The organism is Anaerocolumna cellulosilytica (assembly GCF_014218335.1).
GTDB classification, from domain to species: Bacteria; Bacillota; Clostridia; order Lachnospirales; family Lachnospiraceae; genus Anaerocolumna; species Anaerocolumna cellulosilytica.
In genome coordinates, this window is record NZ_AP023367.1 from 3,684,027 (window position 1) to 3,701,901 (window position 17,875).

Here is a 17,875-nt window from a genome sequence, read left to right on the forward strand (position 1 = left end):
TAAATGTAATACATCCACTAGTCTATGACTCTAACGCCTTCGACAAATATATTTATTTTAATAACTTCCATGCCAGTAAATTCTTCAACTTTATACTTTACATTACTGATTAAATTCTCCGCAACGGCTGAAATACTTACTCCATAGGATACAATTATATGCAAATCAATTATGATTTTATTATTTTCAACTGTAATATTAACACCGTGACTTAGACTCTCACGTTTTAATAATTTTACAAGTCCATCTTTTACGCTGATTGACGCCATACCTACTACACCAAAGCACTCCACTGCGGAAGAACCGGCATATTTAGCCAACACGTCATTATCTATAGATACTTCACCGATTTGTGTATTCATGTGTCCTTTCATAGGAACCCTCCAATTCTATAAATTGCTGACATACGGTGCAGTTCATTACTACATCCTATACGTTTCCATTCATTAGTATTATAACCTTTTTTTATATAAAATGGAATACTTATTTTAATTTCTGCTGTTTTCTATTATATTATTCCATTATTTTTGCACATTATGATATAAAGAAAATTTTTTTTGCATATATTGGTAACGTAAGAAGAACCTGTCAACTCTTATAATACCTTTGCATAATTATTACAATCCAGTATTGTAAAAATACAGGAAGATGGGAGTTTATCATATGAAAAGAATGTTGGGTTTTATCTTGTTCTGGGTGGCAATTGGTATGACCATTATGCTCTTTATCACAAATGGCATATTGGCCGTGTGTATTATAATCTTGTTTTTGGTACTAGGCTATAATCTATTTACGTGTTAAAACACCGCAAAAAAGCCTGTCCCAAACTTAAGTTTTACTAGACTATGGATAGGTGTAAGATTACTCTCTTATTTTGACATAAAAGAATAGTTTTATACCTATCATATAGTTAGCATTATACTTTAAGTTTTGGGACAGGCTCTCCCATTCTTGTCTCCAAAATTATGCGCGTTCTACTTTACCGGATCTAAGGCAAGAAGTACAAACATATGTTTTCTTAGCTGCACCGTTAACGATAATTTTAACAGATTTCACATTCGCTTTCCACATCTTGTTAGATCTTCTATGAGAATGACTCACAGCATTTCCAAAGTGAGCACTTTTTTCACAAATTGCACATTTAGCCATTTAAGACACCTCCCTAAGGTTTTTTTAGCAATTTCAATTGCACGACCTGCAAACAAATCTATTCTAGCAGAATATACAAAATAATGCAAGATAAATTTTTATTTTCCACACCTTAAGTAACTGTCATTATTTTACTCATTATCATATGTCTGCTTATCCAAAGCCTCATTCACTTTATCCGTTACTTCCTGGTCATTGCCCTTGTCCTTCTTAAACCTATTTATGATATCAGGTACCATATCAAGGATTTTTGTTACACTGTCCTGGTTCTTAACATTAACCAAACGAGTAACACCATTTTGAATTACTAGCACCGCACTAGGGGTAATCTTTCCACCCATGGCACCCCCTGCATTATTTCTGGTACTTTCTTTTGAAAAAGCTCCTGCTCCTACTCCAAAGCTTACATCTACCAGGGGCAGGATTATGGTTCCATCGTCAAATTTTACAGCATCACCAACCACTGTTTTAGTTGTAATAAAACTGTCCATTCCTTTAAATAAAGATTCCACCGTTGCATTAAAATTATTATTATCTGCCATTATAAATCCTCCTTTAATTGTTTAAAGTTTTTAATCATCTGATTAAAATTATCATCCAACTTAAGCTTTATACATATTATTAGTAAAGTAAATAATCTTATTCTGCCATAGCAAAATACTCTGCCCTCATATACAACATCCTCAAAATTAGGAATAATCTTAACAGAATCACCATAGTATGCAAAAAAAACTGCCAGAATACCCAGTATCTGTCCGGTGGAACAAGGATCACCGGTTCCGAATTCAAATTCCACATCCAGCCGCTTAGGGTGGATGTGTTTTAGTATATTTTGCAGGCTTCGTAGGGTGGATAAGATTCCGGCATTATTTTTCTTATCATAATAAAAGTCTCTTATCTTTCTTATCTTCTCCTTAATATGAAAAACTCCGTCTATCATACTCTTAAAAATATCTTTTATCTTCTGGAATACAGCCCTTATTTTTTGAAAGAATGTATTTATCTTATCAGATATTTTTCTAACAAATTTTTCAAAAAAGGATAAATCCTCTTCGTCAAAGTCTGGTTCGCGGTCAGATACTTTGCTCCTTAAAACACCGGTGTCTGTTTCCAGCTTTTTTACCTGAGGTGTTTCCAGGATTTTAGCTGCTTCCTTTTGGATCTTACCAGAATCGTCGTTCATCTTAAGCAGTTCTTCGCTTTGATTCGTCAGAGATTCTTCTGTTCTTTGATAGGTTACTGTATTCTGACCAGTGTCTGCCTTCTGCTCCAATATAGATTCTTTCATAAGTTCTGTTTCATCGGAAGTTTCCGGCTTTTGCTCTATCTCTAATTTTTTAAGTGTATCGTCCTTCTCTTTTGACTTTTCCTGACTGAATTCCGCGTTCTCTTTCTTCTTGCGGCTTCGTTCTTTTCTCGGCCGCTTCTTATGTCCTTTCTTTCTTTTCCCTCTGCCGGGTTCCTGGTTATCATAAAATATTCTTCCTAATATTCTTAATTTCATTCGGAGCTGTTCTTCTACATAGGTAGCTCGAAAGGAGATAGCCCGCAACAGCCAGGTTACTTTCGCCTCTCCTTTTATAACACCCTTAACAGTGACATCCAGCTTGTACCGAATAGGAACAAACAATACTATAATTATAAGGAACAAAAGCAATCCCAGTAGGGAGACTAGAACAATTCCGATTATTTTTAACAGGAATAATAAAATGTGGAGCATAGATCCTAGTTTCCTCCTACTATTTATTCTGATAAAGATTCGAGTGTCAAAAGTCTTAATGCTCAGAAATACTCTCTTACATGAAATTCTCCCGTAGCGCTATATATTTCTTCAACCATGTCTCTTACAAGTAATTTAGCTTGTCCTTTGGAACCAGCCAATCCAATTATGTATATCTCACGATTTGTATAATAGGAAAAGGCTAATTCATTTACATTGATGATATCAAACAGGTTATCCGTATTAGTGGCATGGGTTATACAGTACATTTCAAAAGTTAAATTTCCCTTTTCCACAGCTTTCATGACTTTTTTCTTTTTCTTTTTTATATCTTCACTAAGGTAGAGTTTCTCCGCCCATTTTATCATATAGCCATACCCTTTCCGATACCCACGAATTTTGGGCTGCAGGCTTGTCTGCTATACTGCCCTAAATAGAACTTAGTACCTTGCTATCCGTATTTTTATAACAATAGGTACACAATCGTTTAACGTGAACATTATACCACATATTTACATAAAAAATACAGTGTTAATTCTCAAAAAGGGACCGGATAATAGTAATACAGGCTGATTTCTCTGCCAAATCCTTGCAGGAATACATGGCATTTTTAATATAATCTCTAACGTCATTTACTGTCTGGAAAAACACCGGTACTTTATTAATGGTATTAGCCATTACAGCTCTATTCACTGCCTGAGGGTTCTTATCAAACATATCTGCTAAGCGATTTAAGTAATCTTCTCTTACTGTTTGCAGATAGTCATTATCCACGAGTTGATGATCCACAACTTTATCTAGTTCAATAAACAGACTCCCGGATAATAATTTTTGTGACAAACTGATACAATGAAATAAAGAACCCATCATCAGGCTTTCCATAAGGGATGTGTGGTTTTGCTCAAGTTCAAAAAAGTACGGTTCCAAGATTCCAAATTCCTCAGCTAAAAATTCCTGCTTTCCTTCTGTATAGGATATTTTTTCTTCCAGTTCCCCATCAAACGGTTGTTTTTCATCTTTTTCAAAATAATTATAAATCATTCTTATAATAATTCTAAATTTATCCATATCCTGAGGCAGAAGTAAAAACTTCATCTCCCTGCCCAAACTTTCAATCCGGTAGCCACCTTCCATTAATGCATAAGGGGCTGTTAGCAGCATTACATATAGATTGTTTATACATTCTTGAAGGCCATAGTAGAAATCTACATGCTTGTTAATATCAGTCGCAATATCCTGTAGCCTGGCAGCATAAGCTGCATACTCTTCTTTGGTTAAATTTTTATAGTCCAGACCTTCTAAAGTCTTACGAAAATCCTTGTATTCAGCATATGCAGTCTCTGCACTTTCCGGTTCAAAGAGCATGGAACATGTTTCCATCATATACATAAAATCATGCAAGGTAAATCTTTCTGCCCCTTTATAGATTGAAAAACTGTCCTTTATAATATCAAAGTATCTTCCTTTCGACATTCGAACCGGAAGCTGACCTATAACCTCTTTGATTTTATCATTGATGACTACATTGTCCTTCGTATCAAAGATATATGCCATAACTTCCTCTATAAAGGCATCTTCATTCAATTCTCCCTGCTCTACAGCAAATCGGTATTCAATCCGGTTTAATACATACTCATATATCTGGAAAATGTCTGTGTATGAGGTAAGAACTTTCATTTGACGAATAACCTGCTTCCTCATTTCATCAAGCCGCTTTACTCCGTTCTCCATTTTGTCACCTGAAAAATCACTGAGCAGACACTCCTTAATAATGGTATTAAAATCCTTCATTATAATCTTCTCTTCAGCAAGTGCATCTCCAAATGATTCCAGATAATATTCATAAAAAGTGTAATAATGCATTGCAAATTTAACCTCTGAATATTGACCATAAATATTTACCAGGTGATTTAAAAACTGCGGAATATTCGCTTCTAAATTCTTTCCGTCTTTTATTTCAAAACATATAGATTTCATGTTTTTATTCATTCTTTGTGTTCCTCCGGATAACAGTTCTTATAGGGGATACAGTTTTAATCAAAATTGGTATATCCTGTAAACCCACTATTAAATATTATAACAATTATTTTATGAATAAACCAGACATTTGGAATAATTTCCGTAAATTTAATAATTCCACAAAAAAATCTCTTTCATTTAGGCTAAATTGTGATTCCAAAAAAGCAGCTGCAAAAGCTAATCCGCTTATGCAACTGCCAAATTGTTCGTATCAATTATTGCTATCGGGTTTTTTCACATGTTCATGAGTAAATAGATGATCCATGCAATACTCATAGTTTCCATCACATTTTGAGCAAAAACGGAATTCTAAGTTTTCATCATCTAATTCTGTCCTGCCGCAAACTGCACATTTATGTCTGGTTATGGTTTTTCTGCCCTTAAACTCTACCACATTACCGGTTCTGCCGGAAGGTCTCACCTGTCTTCTAAAGTCAGCTTTTCTTTTAACTTCCTTTGGAGAAATTCTCTTATAATTCCTAGTTGAAAAAAAGTATATCAAGAAATTGCCTAACGCAAGGATAATTGCGATACACAGGTCATATCGTTTTGCCACAAAAAGCCGAAATACATCATACGCAATCATAGCACCGTAGAGATATGCCAGATATTTCACTTTCACCGGCAGGAAATAAAAAATCAAAAACTGTACATTCGGATATAATGCAGCAAAAGCAAAAAACATCGCCCTGTTAATATAGGTAAGCCCAAGATTCGGACTTCCTCCTGTTGAAAAGTAAATAACGAAGACTGCCAATACATTCAATAATATACCTGTTAAGTAATAAAGATTAAACCGAAAAGCTCCCCATGCATTTTCTAAGGAGTTTCCTATCATATAATATAGATAAAGTTCGATAGCCAAAAACAAAATATTACCACCGTAGGGCTGAATTATAAATGTAAAAATTCTCCACACTTCGCCTTGTAATACTTTCTTAACATCAAGCATCAGATAATTGCTATAAAATGCCGGATTTATGGCATCCAGTAAAAACCCCAATGCATAAAGTACTATAATATACAGCATTAAATTATGAATGGCATATTTCCCAAACTTCCGGTTCAGCTTATTAATAAAATTCATCTAAGTATCCACTTCTTTCTCTCATTATTAGCTCCCATCTGCGACCTTTAGTCGCATACAAATTAAGGGGTTTTATATCTTTTATTCAATCTTATTCCCGTCTGGTGCTTTGTTAGTTAAAACTCTTAAAACAAACCTTTCTTCCTAAAGATATAAGCAGCCAGGAAGGTCAGTATAAAAGTTACTCCTATAACAATAAAAAAACCATACGGCGATTCACCGCCGGGAATTCCCTTGACGTTCATTCCGTAAAAGCTGGCAACCATGGTTGGAATCGCCATTACCATGGTAACTGTCGTAAGAAATTTCATAACAATATTCTGATTATTGGAGATAACCGATGCAAAGGCATCCATAGTACCACTTAGAATACCACTATAAATATTTGCCATTTCAATCGCCTGTTTATTTTCGACAATTACATCCTCAAGTAATTCTGTATCCTCAGGGTATTGTTTGATATTTTCAATCTTTAACATTTTCTCCAGGACCACTTCATTGGCTCGCAAAGAGGTGGTAAAATAAACCAGACTTTTTTCCAGCTCTAACAGTTCAATAAGTTCACTATTTTGTGTTGATATATGGAGCTTTCTTTCAACCTCTTCACTTTTCCTGTCAATAATACGCAGATATTGCAAAAATACAGTCGCATTCTTATAAAGAATCTGTAAGATGAATCTGGTCTTTTTGAACGTAAAGAAATCTCTAACCCGTCCGTCCATAAAACTTTTTAACACCTTGGTTTCTTCTAGGCATACGGTTACCAGTACATCCTTTGCAACTATGATACCTAGCGGAATGGTCACATAACGATCCTTGTTGTTTCTTTCTTCCATAGTCGGAATATCTACCAAAATTAAAGTATACTCATCTTCAACCTCAATTCTTGATCTTTCTTCTTCATCAAGGGGAGCTCTTAGATGGTCAATATCAATATGGCAGGCCTCTGATATCTCCAAAAGTTCAGTTGCTGACGGATCAGTCATAACAACCCAACAGCCCTGCTCTATAGAGTTAATCTGACGGGTTCCATCCTCATAAGTTTTTAAAATTTCAATCATAATCTACTCCTTCTACTGCATAACAAGGCAGTAAAAGAAGGTTTCTTTTAGGATTTATATCTAAACTGCCTTGTGCAGTGCTTTTATTCTTTTTTTACACGGTCGATAGCTACTACTGCTACTGGGCCCAGCTTCCATCCCGGTCCACATCCTTTCACATACATAGATTTGTTATAAGTATCCACTTAATTATATGTTTTATAACTATCTTTGTCAAATAAAAAACCATTGTATCTATCGGTACTGCTCCATTAATATGGAAGAAACTAAATGAACAAAAAATTCCAAAAGCCTCTGTATTTCCAATAGCTCGTAATCCATGGTCTTACTGGTTAACAGACTCTGTGTACCCGCAATCCGGATAGCTGCTACAGCCCAGAAAATCCCCATACTTACCGTTTCTTTGTATTAACTTATTTCCACATTGGGGACAGACTCCTTCAACAACAGTAGAACACTCATTATATGTCGAAATGTCATATATTTTATTATTTTTAAGGAGATAGTGTATTAATTCTTTCCGATTCCATAAGATTACATCATTTGCGATTGCCAAATTTATGGCGTTTGGGGTAAAAAAACTATTTGTTATTACCATTCCTTTTGAAGCATTATAATACGCAATAGACCCTATAACCTCTTGCACTGCCGCTATTCCTACATCTCTTTGATACCTTTTTGCTTGTATTACGATGGTTTCCCGTCGCTTTCTAACTACTAAGTCTGCCCCATAATCACTGCTGACCGGCGTTGTATTCACCTTGTAACCTTGCTTTCTAAACTTAAAATAAAGGAACTGTTCAAATTCTATACCTGTCATTTCATCTACTGCATCTATGTCACAATTTAAGTACATATTTCTTACTCGAATAAGGAAAATAATTTTAATTAGAATAGTAGATATAATACCATAAACCCCTGTCCCAATATAGCTTTTTAGCTGAATATTGGCATTTACATTTCCGTCTGTTATGTATTTTAATAGTAATATAATTACAATTACATTTGCAATATAAAAAAACCATCTGCCTAAAATAATATGTCTTTTTTTTCTGCCCAAAATCAAATCCTTCGCTTTCTGTCAATTCACACTAATCCTCTGCATACCAAATTTTCTTAAGATATAATTCTTCAGTAAATCAAGGTGGATACTTGCTGGTGAATAAGTATTATACCACTGATGTCAAAAAAATGCAGTACCCCTTTGTATAAGAAAGTTGAAATTTAGTTCTGAACATAGAAAATGCTCCCTTTAAGCAAACAGTTTTACTATTTACAACTGTATTATTTAAAAGGAAGCACGATTTGGTATTTATCTGTTGTAAAATCTTAAATCTTTTAATCAGTTTGAGCAGGGCTTCTGAATGCGAATAAATATATAATCGACTAACACTTAATTGTTACAGTACTATTTTTTTCGCTTGCTTCAATACACCCTAGAATAACTCTCAATGCCCTTAGAGCTTCTTCTCCTGAAACCTCCGATGACAAATTATTTTTGATACTATTAATAAATGCATCCGCCACACCAGAGTTGTTTTGATTCTCAAACGTATGACATATCCTTTCTTTACTTTTTTTAGTTACAATTAAAGGAGCATCCGGATGACAGTATATTTCAATTGTTCCGTTGGTGCAATACAACACTGTACTTTTATCCATTTCACCATAATTAGTCCAGCTTACTGTCAAGGTTCCAATAATTCCTGATTTAGAACGTAACAAGCATATACTATTGTCCTCAGTATCCACAAAATTTCCATTCTCGTTTCGCTTATCCAAAACTGCTGAAAAAGCTTTAATCTCCACTATGAAATCATCAATTAACCACGCAATAAGATGAGCTTTATGAACTCCTAAGTCCCCCAGTACGCCATCGCTAGCATTCTCTTTTTTGAAAAACCATGAATTTATACCTTTCTCCGTAGCCCAATGTTCCGGACCACCGTGTGCTAATGTAGTTCTAAAACTTAATATCTTTCCCAATTCTCCACTCTTTATAATTTCTTTCGCTTTTTTTATAGCATACTCAAATTTCATATCATGGGCTACCATAAGTAATCGGTTGTTCCTGCTTGCTGTCTCAATCATTGCATCTCCTTCTTCCATTGAGACAGCCATCGGTTTTTCAACTAAAACATGCTTTCCTGCGTTCATTGCCGCAATACTATCAGATGCGTGGTATTTATTTGGAGAACAGATACAAAATGCATCTATAGCCTTATCCTTAAGCATATCTTCATATGTCGTATATACTTTCCCACCATACTGTGCAGCTAAAATTTCAGATTTGTTCTTATTGGGATTAAAGTATCCGATAATCCTTGAATCTGAATTCATTGAAAATTCAGGGACATGCCGATGTTTAGCAATCGTTCCACATCCGACTATTCCAATTCCAATCATTATTTTACTTCCTTTCATTCATCTGTATTATAGGTTTTTTATGTCTTTGTGAAAAAACTACAAAGAGAATCACTATAAAACCACAAATTAGAGTTGGTATCAGCCATACAGCTTTATAATTAACAAATTCACTTATTTTTGACTCAAATAAAGTATTCATTCTACCCGCACTTAGATTACCAAATGATGCCCCCATACCATAAGATAGTATACATGCAATCTGCTGAACTCCGGCGCGAGCATAATTATTCTCACATTGACTATCAAGGTAAATACATGCAGTTGTAAAAAAGAATGCTGAAGCCAGACCATGACTTATAAGTGCTGATAAGATTAATGGTACGGAGGAACCTAAAAATAATGCCACAAATCTCCATAGGTTACATATGAGTCCTACAAACATGACAAATTTATAATCCCTTTTCATAATAAAATAGCCTAAGACTCCTAAACATAATGCCTCTGATATCTGTGCCACACTCATTAACGGTATAATCAGGGATTCATTGTACATACTCTGTCTTAAAAATGGCCCTATACTAAAAATGTAATATTGAAAAGATGAAAAAATAATAAACAGCAGGACACAAATGAATAAATTTTGAGGTCTACATAGGACTACAATTGCTTCCTTAGGCAATATTGATACCTTTTCTTTTTTATCAAGCTTTTTATGTGGTAATGTAAAAGTGTAAAGAAACAATACAATGGAAATACATGCTGAAATCTTTAGCGCATATGACAACCTAACCATTGCAACTATACTGTCCACATTTCGAAGCCATACCATGCTAAATAGCCACCCTGCAGATATCCAACCAATCGATCCCCACATTTGGATTCCGCTAAAATTTTTCTTTGCATTCTTCTCATGGCTAAATATAATAGCATTTATACAGCCATTCGTACACCCCATTGATAACGTATAAAGCAAATATGTAACTAGAACAAAAGTAAAACGTGTCTGGTATATCAACACAATCATATTTATAGATGCCAGAAAGTAACATATATTTAGTAAGCGATTTACAGTTAAAATCTTACCTGCAATTAATGTCCCTAAAATTGATGATATAATAGTGGTGAGACCAGATACAGAGAGTATGATTCCGGCTTGATTTCCCGAAAAATTCAAGTTGTTCATTAAGTATAAACTCATAATTGGACAAATAATGCCAGAATTAAAAAATTGCAGAAACATTAAAAGTGACAATCTGATTTTCATGTACCTATTTCTCATCATATAACCAATCCGAAGGTTTTATTGTTTCAAACACAGTTCTAATTTTTTGGGGACCACTAAAATGTTTTGCATTTTCTATAACATCAATGATTTCCATTACATGAAGTGCATGATCCATATCCAACCTGCATTTTTTATTCTGACTGATAGCAGCCACTAATTCTGAAACTCCTTTTGCCCAGTCAACATTAACTTCATAATCTGTCTTATATTTAAAATCATCTGGTCGTTTAAATTTATACTCCTCTTTACTCGTTAAATATTCATGGGAACCCTCCCGTTCGTTCGAATCAGAAATTATTCTTTTTTGTATATAAACCTTTTGCTGAACACTCCAATATAAATCATCTGTTGACAAAACACCATCCTCTCCTACAATCGTCAAAAAATGGTTGTTTGGCGCTACTGAGCCTACCGTCAATCTTGCAACAACACCTGATTCGAATTCAATACAAGTGTCTGTAAAATCAGGTCCCAATGGTTTACTACTTTTTTCAACTTTATTAGGAACCAAACAATTGGTATATGCTTGTACCTCTTTGGCTGGTCCAAAAAATGCGGTCAACAGAGTAAGACAATACCCTGCATGTTCTAAAACACTACCCACCTCAAATTCATCTTCATAGTTCCACGAAACACCCGTTTTACTAATCCAAGTCCAATACCTCATATGATGAATGGCTCCATCATCTAACTGTGCATATGCCAAAAGCGGTTTACCGATTTCTTTTTCATTTAAAGCTTTCATAAGCCCTTGTGAATATTCCCCAAGAATTATACTGGGTGCCGATATGATATACAAATTCCTTTGTTTCGCTAATTCTACTAATTCATAGGACTGTTTAAAATCCATTCCCATTGGCTTTTCTGTAAAAACATGTTTACCTGCAAGTAAAGAAGCCTTGGACACCTCATAATGATTATGAGGATTCGTACAATTTAATATAATTGATATTTCTGGATTACTTAACATATCTTCCAATGAATTGATATACTGAAAATGAAAATAATCCGCAAATTTCCTTGCTCGTTCTGCAATAACATCTGTAACACCAACAATTTCTAATTCCTCATGATTTGGCATTGTTGTTGCATAATAACTTGCAACAAAACCACACCCGACTATCCCTATCTTCATATAATTTCTCCTTTTTCTGTATATTTATTACATATATTAACATAAGACTTTTATAATAAATATAGCCTTAATTACCAAATATATTATAAAAAACGCATACGCATAATGCATTTTTACAGCAATTTACAATAAATCACATTTTTCGTACTTTTTTGATATACGCATAGGAGAATTTTATATCGAAATTGTACGAAACAAATATTAGGTAAGTTAAAACTCAACTATATTTGTGCAAAATATTTAAGGGATATACTTCATAGAACTAACTACTAAAATGAAAGAATTTTCAAGAAATTTGAAAGAGCGGATGGCTAGAGTATCATTCTAGCTAGCTATAACGTATAAAGAGCCGTCTACGCCATCCGGGATGTTCAGTTAATTTAACTCTGATTAATCGAATCATATATTATACAATCACATCTATCCAAATTAACACTAGATATTTATTTTTGTAACACAAGTTTATCTATTATATGAGCAACACCATCTTCTAAATTAGTTTTTGTAACATAATCCAGAGAATTCTTAATTTCATCTGGTGCATTACCCATGGCAATGCCGAATTTTACATTTTTTAACATATCCAAATCATTATAACCATCCCCTATTGCCATTATGTACTCGCTACTAATATTATAATATTCTGACGCTATTTTCTTCATCGCATGAACCTTAGTTGCATGTCTATTCGTAACCTCCAAATAGATTTCACCTGATCTGTGAATCGAAGAAGTGAAGCTGCCTTGACCTTTTAAAAATTTCTCAGCACTTATGATGTCATGACAATCACCTATTATCATAATTTTGTGAATGTGAACTCCGCTTAAAATTAAGTTTTTTATGTTTGTTATAACCGGCTCTATCCCAGTCAATTTACTTTCAATTTCAACTCCATAATCTATCCCATCTGCATACCACTTAGTTTCTGAATAAATACTTATGCTTAATTGAGGAAAATTTTGCTTCATAATATCATATATAATTATTGGTTCTTCGCTGCTAATTGGAGTACTTTCCAAAATATTTAGTTTATTATCCTTATATTCAGAAATAATTCCCCCATTATAACCAATGATGGGTGTATTTAACTTTAACAACTCGTAATAGCCAAACATTTCTTCTGGTGATCGTGCAGAAACTAATATGAATGGAATTTTTAGTGCATTTAATTTGTATATTGCTTCTTTTGTATTTTCACTTAATTCTCCTTTGGGTTTAATTAACGTTCCATCAATATCAGAAAATATTAATTTTATATTCATATGATTCCCCTTTCCTTTGTCTTACAAAATCATTAAATAAATTATATTTGCAAATTTAAAAATTGCTAAATTTTTCTATTTCTTATAGTATCACAATTTAGAATCAATTTACAATACGTAAGATTCTAGTACAGGTAAGATGAATTTAATTTAATGAAAGAAAATATCTGATATCATAATATCTTATTAATAAAAGAATCTACCGCTTCATATCTGGGTGTATTTAAAACAGCCAAGAGACTTTTGTATGGGTCCAGCTCATTGGAAACAATCATATTAAATATATTAATAGAAAAACCACTTACCAAAGCCACTCCCAAGGCATTCTCTTTTACAGGTATTGTCCTGGTTCGGCTGTTTACATTCCAGAATACTAGACGCGGAATTTTATAGCCATAGGATTTATATTCAGCACCAATCTGATGAAATAGTGTTTCGCTGGCATTTTCCGCACAGCCATCAAATTCCATATCACTGATAATAACAATATTCTTCGGCAACTCCCATTGCTTCATTCTATGAATTAAGGCCGTTTTAAGAATAAGTCGAAACACCTTATAGATATCAGTATTTGCCACTTCATTATAAGCAAGGGCAATCTGAAGCTTTTCATGCAGACTCTCTCCATTACTTAAGTCTACCAACTGAGGATTACTGCTAAATGTGATATACTGATTCTTAAATCTACCGCTGCTTCTCTCTGAAAAATAGATTGCCAAAGCGTTTGCAACAGACAAAGCCGTACAAGTGCCACCACCAATTGAAGTCATCATACTACCGGAACCATCGGCAACTATAATGGTATTTTCCATACAATTTATTGTATTATGCTTTTTTGTAATACAATCTGCTGCATTGTAATCAATTGAACTATATTCTGTTTTATTATCAAGTGTCCTCCAAAGTTCTTCCAATGTCTCATCATATGTACCCAGACTGTACCCTGCCATATAAGCATGAACAATCTCATGAGGAAAGAGCGTCCCGGAATGGATTTTAGTATTGCCTTTTTGCAGACTCAAAAGATACTCCTTACGCCTTTTAACATCGTGACGCATAAAAGCATTTCTATAAATCAGATTAGCTTTCGAGGGTACCGCTTCATATGCAATCTCTCCAAATTGTTTCCCTGACATTTTACATTCTACCAAATTTAGATAACTTCTTAGTGTAGAAAGAACCTTTCGGTATTCTCTTTCACTCATACCCAATTTGGAGGCAAACATTTTACCTCTTTCTCTGGTCTTTTCACTAGAGGCATTTATACTTGGAAGCCATTTGGCTGCTAAAGATATACTTTTATTCTGCCTACAGGCTTCTAAATCTGACTCAAGCTGATGATTCAGGAACTCAATGACAGCATCGCAATAAGGTGTATCCAACAGGATAAATAGATCATCAAACCGTCCATATGTAGGAATTAGCTCTATAACTTCCTGCATATGGATTTCTCTATTGTTTTTTGCAAGGTATTGTAATACAATGCGGAATACTCTTCTTTCACCAAGACCGCCTCGAACATCTCTTGCATAAAACAGCCATTTAAGAGCCATTTTTTTATCTTCATAATATGCCTTTACAAACATATTAATAATCTCCTGCGCATCCACGCCTCTTAAGGAAGCTGTTGCAAAATGCATATCCAATAAGTGTTTGCCAGTAGTTCTATAACCCATAGCACCATTTTCCGTAACGGCCTGATTCATATCGTTTGTAAGGGTCATTTTTATTTTATCTAAAAACTTCATATTTTAGGTCCTTTCTTTGTGTAAACTTTAAGGTGTATCTTAAAACTGCCTGTTCTCGAATAGGGGCACCCCATCTTGTACCTCAAATCTGCCAGGTTGGGTGCGGTTAAGGGAGAGGTTGGGACTCGAACCCACAACAACGTCATTCAAAATGATTTGTGTTTGCTGTCAGAGTCTTATACAAGACTCATTTATCGCGCTCTACCAATTGAGCTACTCTCCCATATATAGATACAAGGCACTCCCAACTTATCACAGTTGGACTTTATGGGATTTTTGCTGCTGTAAGTGCCTTTCTAATCTATCATTTATATCTAATTATCTAATTTCATTTGTCTCTTACTAAATGGCTTTTAAAAACTTATTATATATGTATAAATTCTATCCTTTAACCACACCAATGGTTTTCAGACGTTTCACTGGTTTTACTAAATCACTCTGATTCTCCATAACCTCATCAATGTTTTTGTATGCAAAACGGCTTTCCTCCGCTACATCATATTTCTTATGTTTCCCAAGTATGACTCCCTGCTTTTGCAAGTCGGTCATAACTTCTTCTGTTGTAAAGTTTGCCATGGCGCTTTTTCTTGAGTACCTTCTACCTGCCCCATGGGAGGATGAATGAAAACTCATACTATTTCCTAGTCCTTCCACCACATAACTATAGGAACCCATCGCGCCGGGTATAACGGCTAACTCTCCTTTTTCAGCCCTTGTAGCACCTTTTCGGTGAACCCATACATCCTTATCATAGTGATGTTCAAGAGAAGCATAATTGTGATGGCAATTGATTTCAACTAAATATTCTATATTTAAACCAATATATTTACCAATCCACTTTTCTAAAATTGCCTTGACAGCCAACATCATCCGAAGACGATTTTCCTCTGCAAAATCCAGTGCAAGCTGCATCCAGTTAATATATTGACAGCCCTCCGGTGAATCCGTTGGTAAAAATGCAAGGCGGTATTCATCCGGTACTGTACTTTGCCATTTTTTATTCAGCTCTCGGGCAATACTGTGAAAAGCATCACAAACTTGTTTACCAAAATTACGGCTTCCAGAATGAATCATAATTCCTAAGAATCCAGCTTCATCCTCTTGTAATTCAATAAAATGGTTTCCTCCGCCAAGAGTACCCACTTGATAAAACCCCGCTTCTAGTTGCCCTAATAATTCTGCATTATTTTCGTATTTATCAAACTCATCAAAAGCCCGTTCCAAGGTATTACAGGGTTGCTGGTGCTTATGATGGTGAAAGCCCACTGGAACATTTCTTAGGATATCACCTACTATTGCCTGAATTAAGTTGCCGCTACCGGTTTGAATATCCCTGATAGCAGCTACCGGTATATTCGTCCCTGTAAAAGCCATTCCACAGCCGATATCTACTCCAACAGCGTTAGGAATAATAACCTCCTCAGCAGCAATAACACCTCCAATTGGCATTCCCATTCCCGCATGAGTATCCGGCATAAGGGAAACCCATTGGTGTAAGAAAGGCAATTTTGATAGGTTGTATGCCTGCCGAAGGCAGCTTTCATCAATGCTTTTTTCATCAGGCAGCCATATTTTAATTGGGACACGGGTATTTTCATTTGCAAGTACAAACATATAATCACTTCCTTTCCTTTTCTTCATTGTCTATGTTTGTTTGCTATGTTATGATAGTAACATATGTAAACAGGGTAATCATTTAAAAAAGTTTGCGAAGACGGTGTTAAAAGGTTATGGCTGAATGAAAGATACCTGTGGTTCAAAGGTTGCGGGTATTAGAAAGGTATGGCTATTTTTAAATGGGAGAGTTTAATGAGTTAATACGTAATTTTGATAAAATACGCGACTATATGCGAGATTTCTATATATATGGTTTTAAATCCAGAAATGATTTTAACCGCAAATCAGCCCGCACCTATGATAATGAAAAACGACGGATAGAAAGTTACATGGGCGAGTACATGAAGTGGAGCTACACAAAGTCCGGAAAAAATTCTTTCATATCCATGGACTGCTCTAAAATTCCGGTCAATCCCCTTTACTCTGCTTGGAAGTCAAAGGCTTTTACCAGCAATGACATTATGCTTCATTTTTATCTATTAGATATACTAAACAGTCATGCTAAAATAGCTATCAGCCAACTAACGGATGAAATCTGTGAGAAAAGCCATCAGACCTTCGACATACAGACCGTACGTAATAAATGCAGCGAGTATGTTTCTTTAGGACTGCTAAAATCAGATAAGCAGGGAAAGTCTTTATACTACAGTTTATCAAAGGAATCCTTTGATGGTTTACTGGCTATTGCACCTGGATTGGCTGCGGCAGTGAGTTTTTATCAGGGCAGCACGGCACTCGGAGAGATTGGAAATTATATCATGGATAATCACACAATTGAAAATACCTTATTCAACTTCAAACACTACTATGTTGCACACACCTTGGAGGATAATGTATTACTTGATATACTCTCATCTATTAGAAATAAGCAGTCCATTGAGTTTGAGAACTATAACGAAGCCGGGAACTTAAGTTCTACTTCTTATGGAATTCCTTTGAGGGTTTTTGTCAGCTCAGCAACGGGCAGACGATATTTGTGTATCTATCAACCGAGAATACGACGTTTTTTTACGTATCGTTTAGACCATATTAAATCTGTGAAAGCAATCGGATTTTGTGAAGATACCGATAAATACTTAAAAATTTTAGATAAAAATATAGACAAAGTATGGGGTGTAGGCTTTGGAGGTAGAAGCCGTATGGAAATTGTCTGTATGAAACTTTACATAAATGAGCAGAAGGAACACTACTTATTAGAACGAATCGCAAGAGAAGGTCACGGGGGCGAAGTGCTACGTCTGTCTGCTAACGTTTTCCTTTATACCAAGGAAGTCTTTGACACAAATGACATGTCTCCCTGGATAAAGACCTTCATTGGCAGGATAATTCAACTGGAAGGAAGCAATCAAGCAGTTATCGGACGGTTTTATAATGACATAAACAGAATGAAGGAAATGTATGACATTGGCTAGAAAAGAGGGTATA

17 protein-coding genes and 1 tRNA gene are annotated in these 17,875 nt (G+C 34.9%); 2 read left to right on the top strand and 16 right to left on the bottom strand.

Annotation, left to right across the window (positions count from 1 at the left end):
* Window positions 1-17 precede the first annotated feature (17 nt).
* Window positions 18-374: an Asp23/Gls24 family envelope stress response protein gene (locus acsn021_RS15245; RefSeq protein WP_184094784.1), complete on the bottom strand. Its 357-nt coding sequence runs from the start codon at window positions 372-374 to the stop codon at window positions 18-20.
* 289 nt (window positions 375-663) lie between these two features.
* Here acsn021_RS15245 and acsn021_RS15250 point away from each other — a divergent pair, with 289 nt between their 5' ends.
* Complete coding sequence (locus acsn021_RS15250) at window positions 664-801, top strand: hypothetical protein (RefSeq protein ID WP_184094785.1); 138 nt, start codon at window positions 664-666, stop codon at window positions 799-801.
* A 162-nt stretch (window positions 802-963) separates the two neighbouring features.
* Here acsn021_RS15250 and rpmB read toward each other — a convergent pair whose 3' ends face one another.
* From rpmB to acsn021_RS15325, 15 genes are all read right to left on the bottom strand, one after another.
* Window positions 964-1,149, bottom strand: coding sequence for a 50S ribosomal protein L28 (gene rpmB / locus acsn021_RS15255; RefSeq protein WP_161839337.1), 186 nt, complete (start codon window positions 1,147-1,149; stop codon window positions 964-966).
* Window positions 1,150-1,280: 131 nt separating this feature from the next.
* On the bottom strand, window positions 1,281-1,691 hold the full coding sequence (locus acsn021_RS15260; protein WP_184094787.1) for a GerW family sporulation protein: 411 nt from the start codon (window positions 1,689-1,691) through the stop codon (window positions 1,281-1,283).
* Window positions 1,691-2,869, bottom strand: coding sequence for a DUF2953 domain-containing protein (locus acsn021_RS15265; protein WP_184094789.1), 1,179 nt, complete (start codon window positions 2,867-2,869; stop codon window positions 1,691-1,693). The genes acsn021_RS15260 and acsn021_RS15265 overlap by 1 nt, the downstream gene beginning before the upstream one ends.
* A gap of 62 nt (window positions 2,870-2,931) precedes the next feature.
* The gene (locus tag acsn021_RS15270; RefSeq protein ID WP_184094791.1) at window positions 2,932-3,237 is read right to left on the bottom strand and encodes a hypothetical protein; all 306 of its coding nucleotides are present in this window, start codon (window positions 3,235-3,237) and stop codon (window positions 2,932-2,934) included.
* A gap of 163 nt (window positions 3,238-3,400) precedes the next feature.
* A complete protein-coding gene (locus tag acsn021_RS15275; protein WP_184094793.1) occupies window positions 3,401-4,858 on the bottom strand; it encodes a hypothetical protein in 1,458 nt (485 codons plus the stop codon).
* A 241-nt stretch (window positions 4,859-5,099) separates the two neighbouring features.
* Entirely contained in the window at window positions 5,100-5,975 is an 876-nt protein-coding gene (locus tag acsn021_RS15280; RefSeq protein ID WP_184094795.1) for a rhomboid family intramembrane serine protease, read from the bottom strand.
* Window positions 5,976-6,100: 125 nt separating this feature from the next.
* Window positions 6,101-7,036, bottom strand: a complete 936-nt coding sequence (locus acsn021_RS15285; RefSeq protein WP_184094797.1) for a magnesium transporter CorA family protein — start codon at window positions 7,034-7,036, stop codon at window positions 6,101-6,103.
* Window positions 7,037-7,361: 325 nt separating this feature from the next.
* The gene (locus acsn021_RS22895; protein ID WP_184094799.1) at window positions 7,362-8,096 is read right to left on the bottom strand and encodes a restriction endonuclease; all 735 of its coding nucleotides are present in this window, start codon (window positions 8,094-8,096) and stop codon (window positions 7,362-7,364) included.
* 326 nt (window positions 8,097-8,422) lie between these two features.
* Window positions 8,423-9,442 carry a Gfo/Idh/MocA family protein gene (locus acsn021_RS15295; protein WP_184094801.1) on the bottom strand — a complete coding sequence of 340 codons (1,020 nt, stop codon included), beginning with the start codon at window positions 9,440-9,442 and terminating at the stop codon, window positions 8,423-8,425.
* A 4-nt stretch (window positions 9,443-9,446) separates the two neighbouring features.
* Window positions 9,447-10,685, bottom strand: coding sequence for an MFS transporter (locus acsn021_RS15300; protein ID WP_184094803.1), 1,239 nt, complete (start codon window positions 10,683-10,685; stop codon window positions 9,447-9,449).
* A complete protein-coding gene (locus acsn021_RS15305; protein WP_184094805.1) occupies window positions 10,672-11,823 on the bottom strand; it encodes a Gfo/Idh/MocA family protein in 1,152 nt (383 codons plus the stop codon). Before acsn021_RS15305 ends, acsn021_RS15300 begins: the two co-directional genes overlap by 14 nt.
* Window positions 11,824-12,266: 443 nt before the next feature.
* Window positions 12,267-13,085 (bottom strand): Cof-type HAD-IIB family hydrolase, encoded by an 819-nt coding sequence (locus tag acsn021_RS15310; protein WP_184094807.1) that lies wholly within the window; start codon window positions 13,083-13,085, stop codon window positions 12,267-12,269.
* 173 nt (window positions 13,086-13,258) lie between these two features.
* Window positions 13,259-14,833: a DUF2828 family protein gene (locus acsn021_RS15315; protein ID WP_184094809.1), complete on the bottom strand. Its 1,575-nt coding sequence runs from the start codon at window positions 14,831-14,833 to the stop codon at window positions 13,259-13,261.
* A gap of 109 nt (window positions 14,834-14,942) precedes the next feature.
* Window positions 14,943-15,056 (bottom strand) — tRNA-Gln (locus acsn021_RS15320).
* Between the two features lie 158 nt (window positions 15,057-15,214).
* On the bottom strand, window positions 15,215-16,447 hold the full coding sequence (locus acsn021_RS15325; RefSeq protein WP_184094811.1) for an RtcB family protein: 1,233 nt from the start codon (window positions 16,445-16,447) through the stop codon (window positions 15,215-15,217).
* 182 nt (window positions 16,448-16,629) lie between these two features.
* Here acsn021_RS15325 and acsn021_RS15330 point away from each other — a divergent pair, with 182 nt between their 5' ends.
* On the top strand, window positions 16,630-17,862 hold the full coding sequence (locus acsn021_RS15330) for a WYL domain-containing protein (protein WP_184094813.1): 1,233 nt from the start codon (window positions 16,630-16,632) through the stop codon (window positions 17,860-17,862).
* Window positions 17,863-17,875: the final 13 nt, after the last annotated feature.

Bases quoted from the DNA above. Each gene is read 5' to 3' on its own strand.
- acsn021_RS15310 (WP_184094807.1), bottom strand. From the start codon at position 13,085: ATGAATATAAAATTAATATTTTCTGATATTGATGGAACGTTAATTAAA.
- acsn021_RS15250 (WP_184094785.1), top strand. From the start codon at position 664: ATGAAAAGAATGTTGGGTTTTATCTTGTTCTGGGTGGCAATTGGTATG.
- rpmB (WP_161839337.1), bottom strand. From the start codon at position 1,149: ATGGCTAAATGTGCAATTTGTGAAAAAAGTGCTCACTTTGGAAATGCT.
- acsn021_RS15265 (WP_184094789.1), bottom strand. From the start codon at position 2,869: ATGCTCCACATTTTATTATTCCTGTTAAAAATAATCGGAATTGTTCTA.
- acsn021_RS15245 (WP_184094784.1), bottom strand. From the start codon at position 374: ATGAAAGGACACATGAATACACAAATCGGTGAAGTATCTATAGATAAT.
- acsn021_RS15330 (WP_184094813.1), top strand. From the start codon at position 16,630: ATGGGAGAGTTTAATGAGTTAATACGTAATTTTGATAAAATACGCGAC.
- acsn021_RS15315 (WP_184094809.1), bottom strand. From the start codon at position 14,833: ATGAAGTTTTTAGATAAAATAAAAATGACCCTTACAAACGATATGAAT.
- acsn021_RS15270 (WP_184094791.1), bottom strand. From the start codon at position 3,237: ATGATAAAATGGGCGGAGAAACTCTACCTTAGTGAAGATATAAAAAAG.
- acsn021_RS15275 (WP_184094793.1), bottom strand. From the start codon at position 4,858: ATGAATAAAAACATGAAATCTATATGTTTTGAAATAAAAGACGGAAAG.
- acsn021_RS15305 (WP_184094805.1), bottom strand. From the start codon at position 11,823: ATGAAGATAGGGATAGTCGGGTGTGGTTTTGTTGCAAGTTATTATGCA.
- acsn021_RS15300 (WP_184094803.1), bottom strand. From the start codon at position 10,685: ATGATGAGAAATAGGTACATGAAAATCAGATTGTCACTTTTAATGTTT.
- acsn021_RS15280 (WP_184094795.1), bottom strand. From the start codon at position 5,975: ATGAATTTTATTAATAAGCTGAACCGGAAGTTTGGGAAATATGCCATT.
- acsn021_RS15295 (WP_184094801.1), bottom strand. From the start codon at position 9,442: ATGATTGGAATTGGAATAGTCGGATGTGGAACGATTGCTAAACATCGG.
- acsn021_RS15285 (WP_184094797.1), bottom strand. From the start codon at position 7,036: ATGATTGAAATTTTAAAAACTTATGAGGATGGAACCCGTCAGATTAAC.
- acsn021_RS15260 (WP_184094787.1), bottom strand. From the start codon at position 1,691: ATGGCAGATAATAATAATTTTAATGCAACGGTGGAATCTTTATTTAAA.
- acsn021_RS15325 (WP_184094811.1), bottom strand. From the start codon at position 16,447: ATGTTTGTACTTGCAAATGAAAATACCCGTGTCCCAATTAAAATATGG.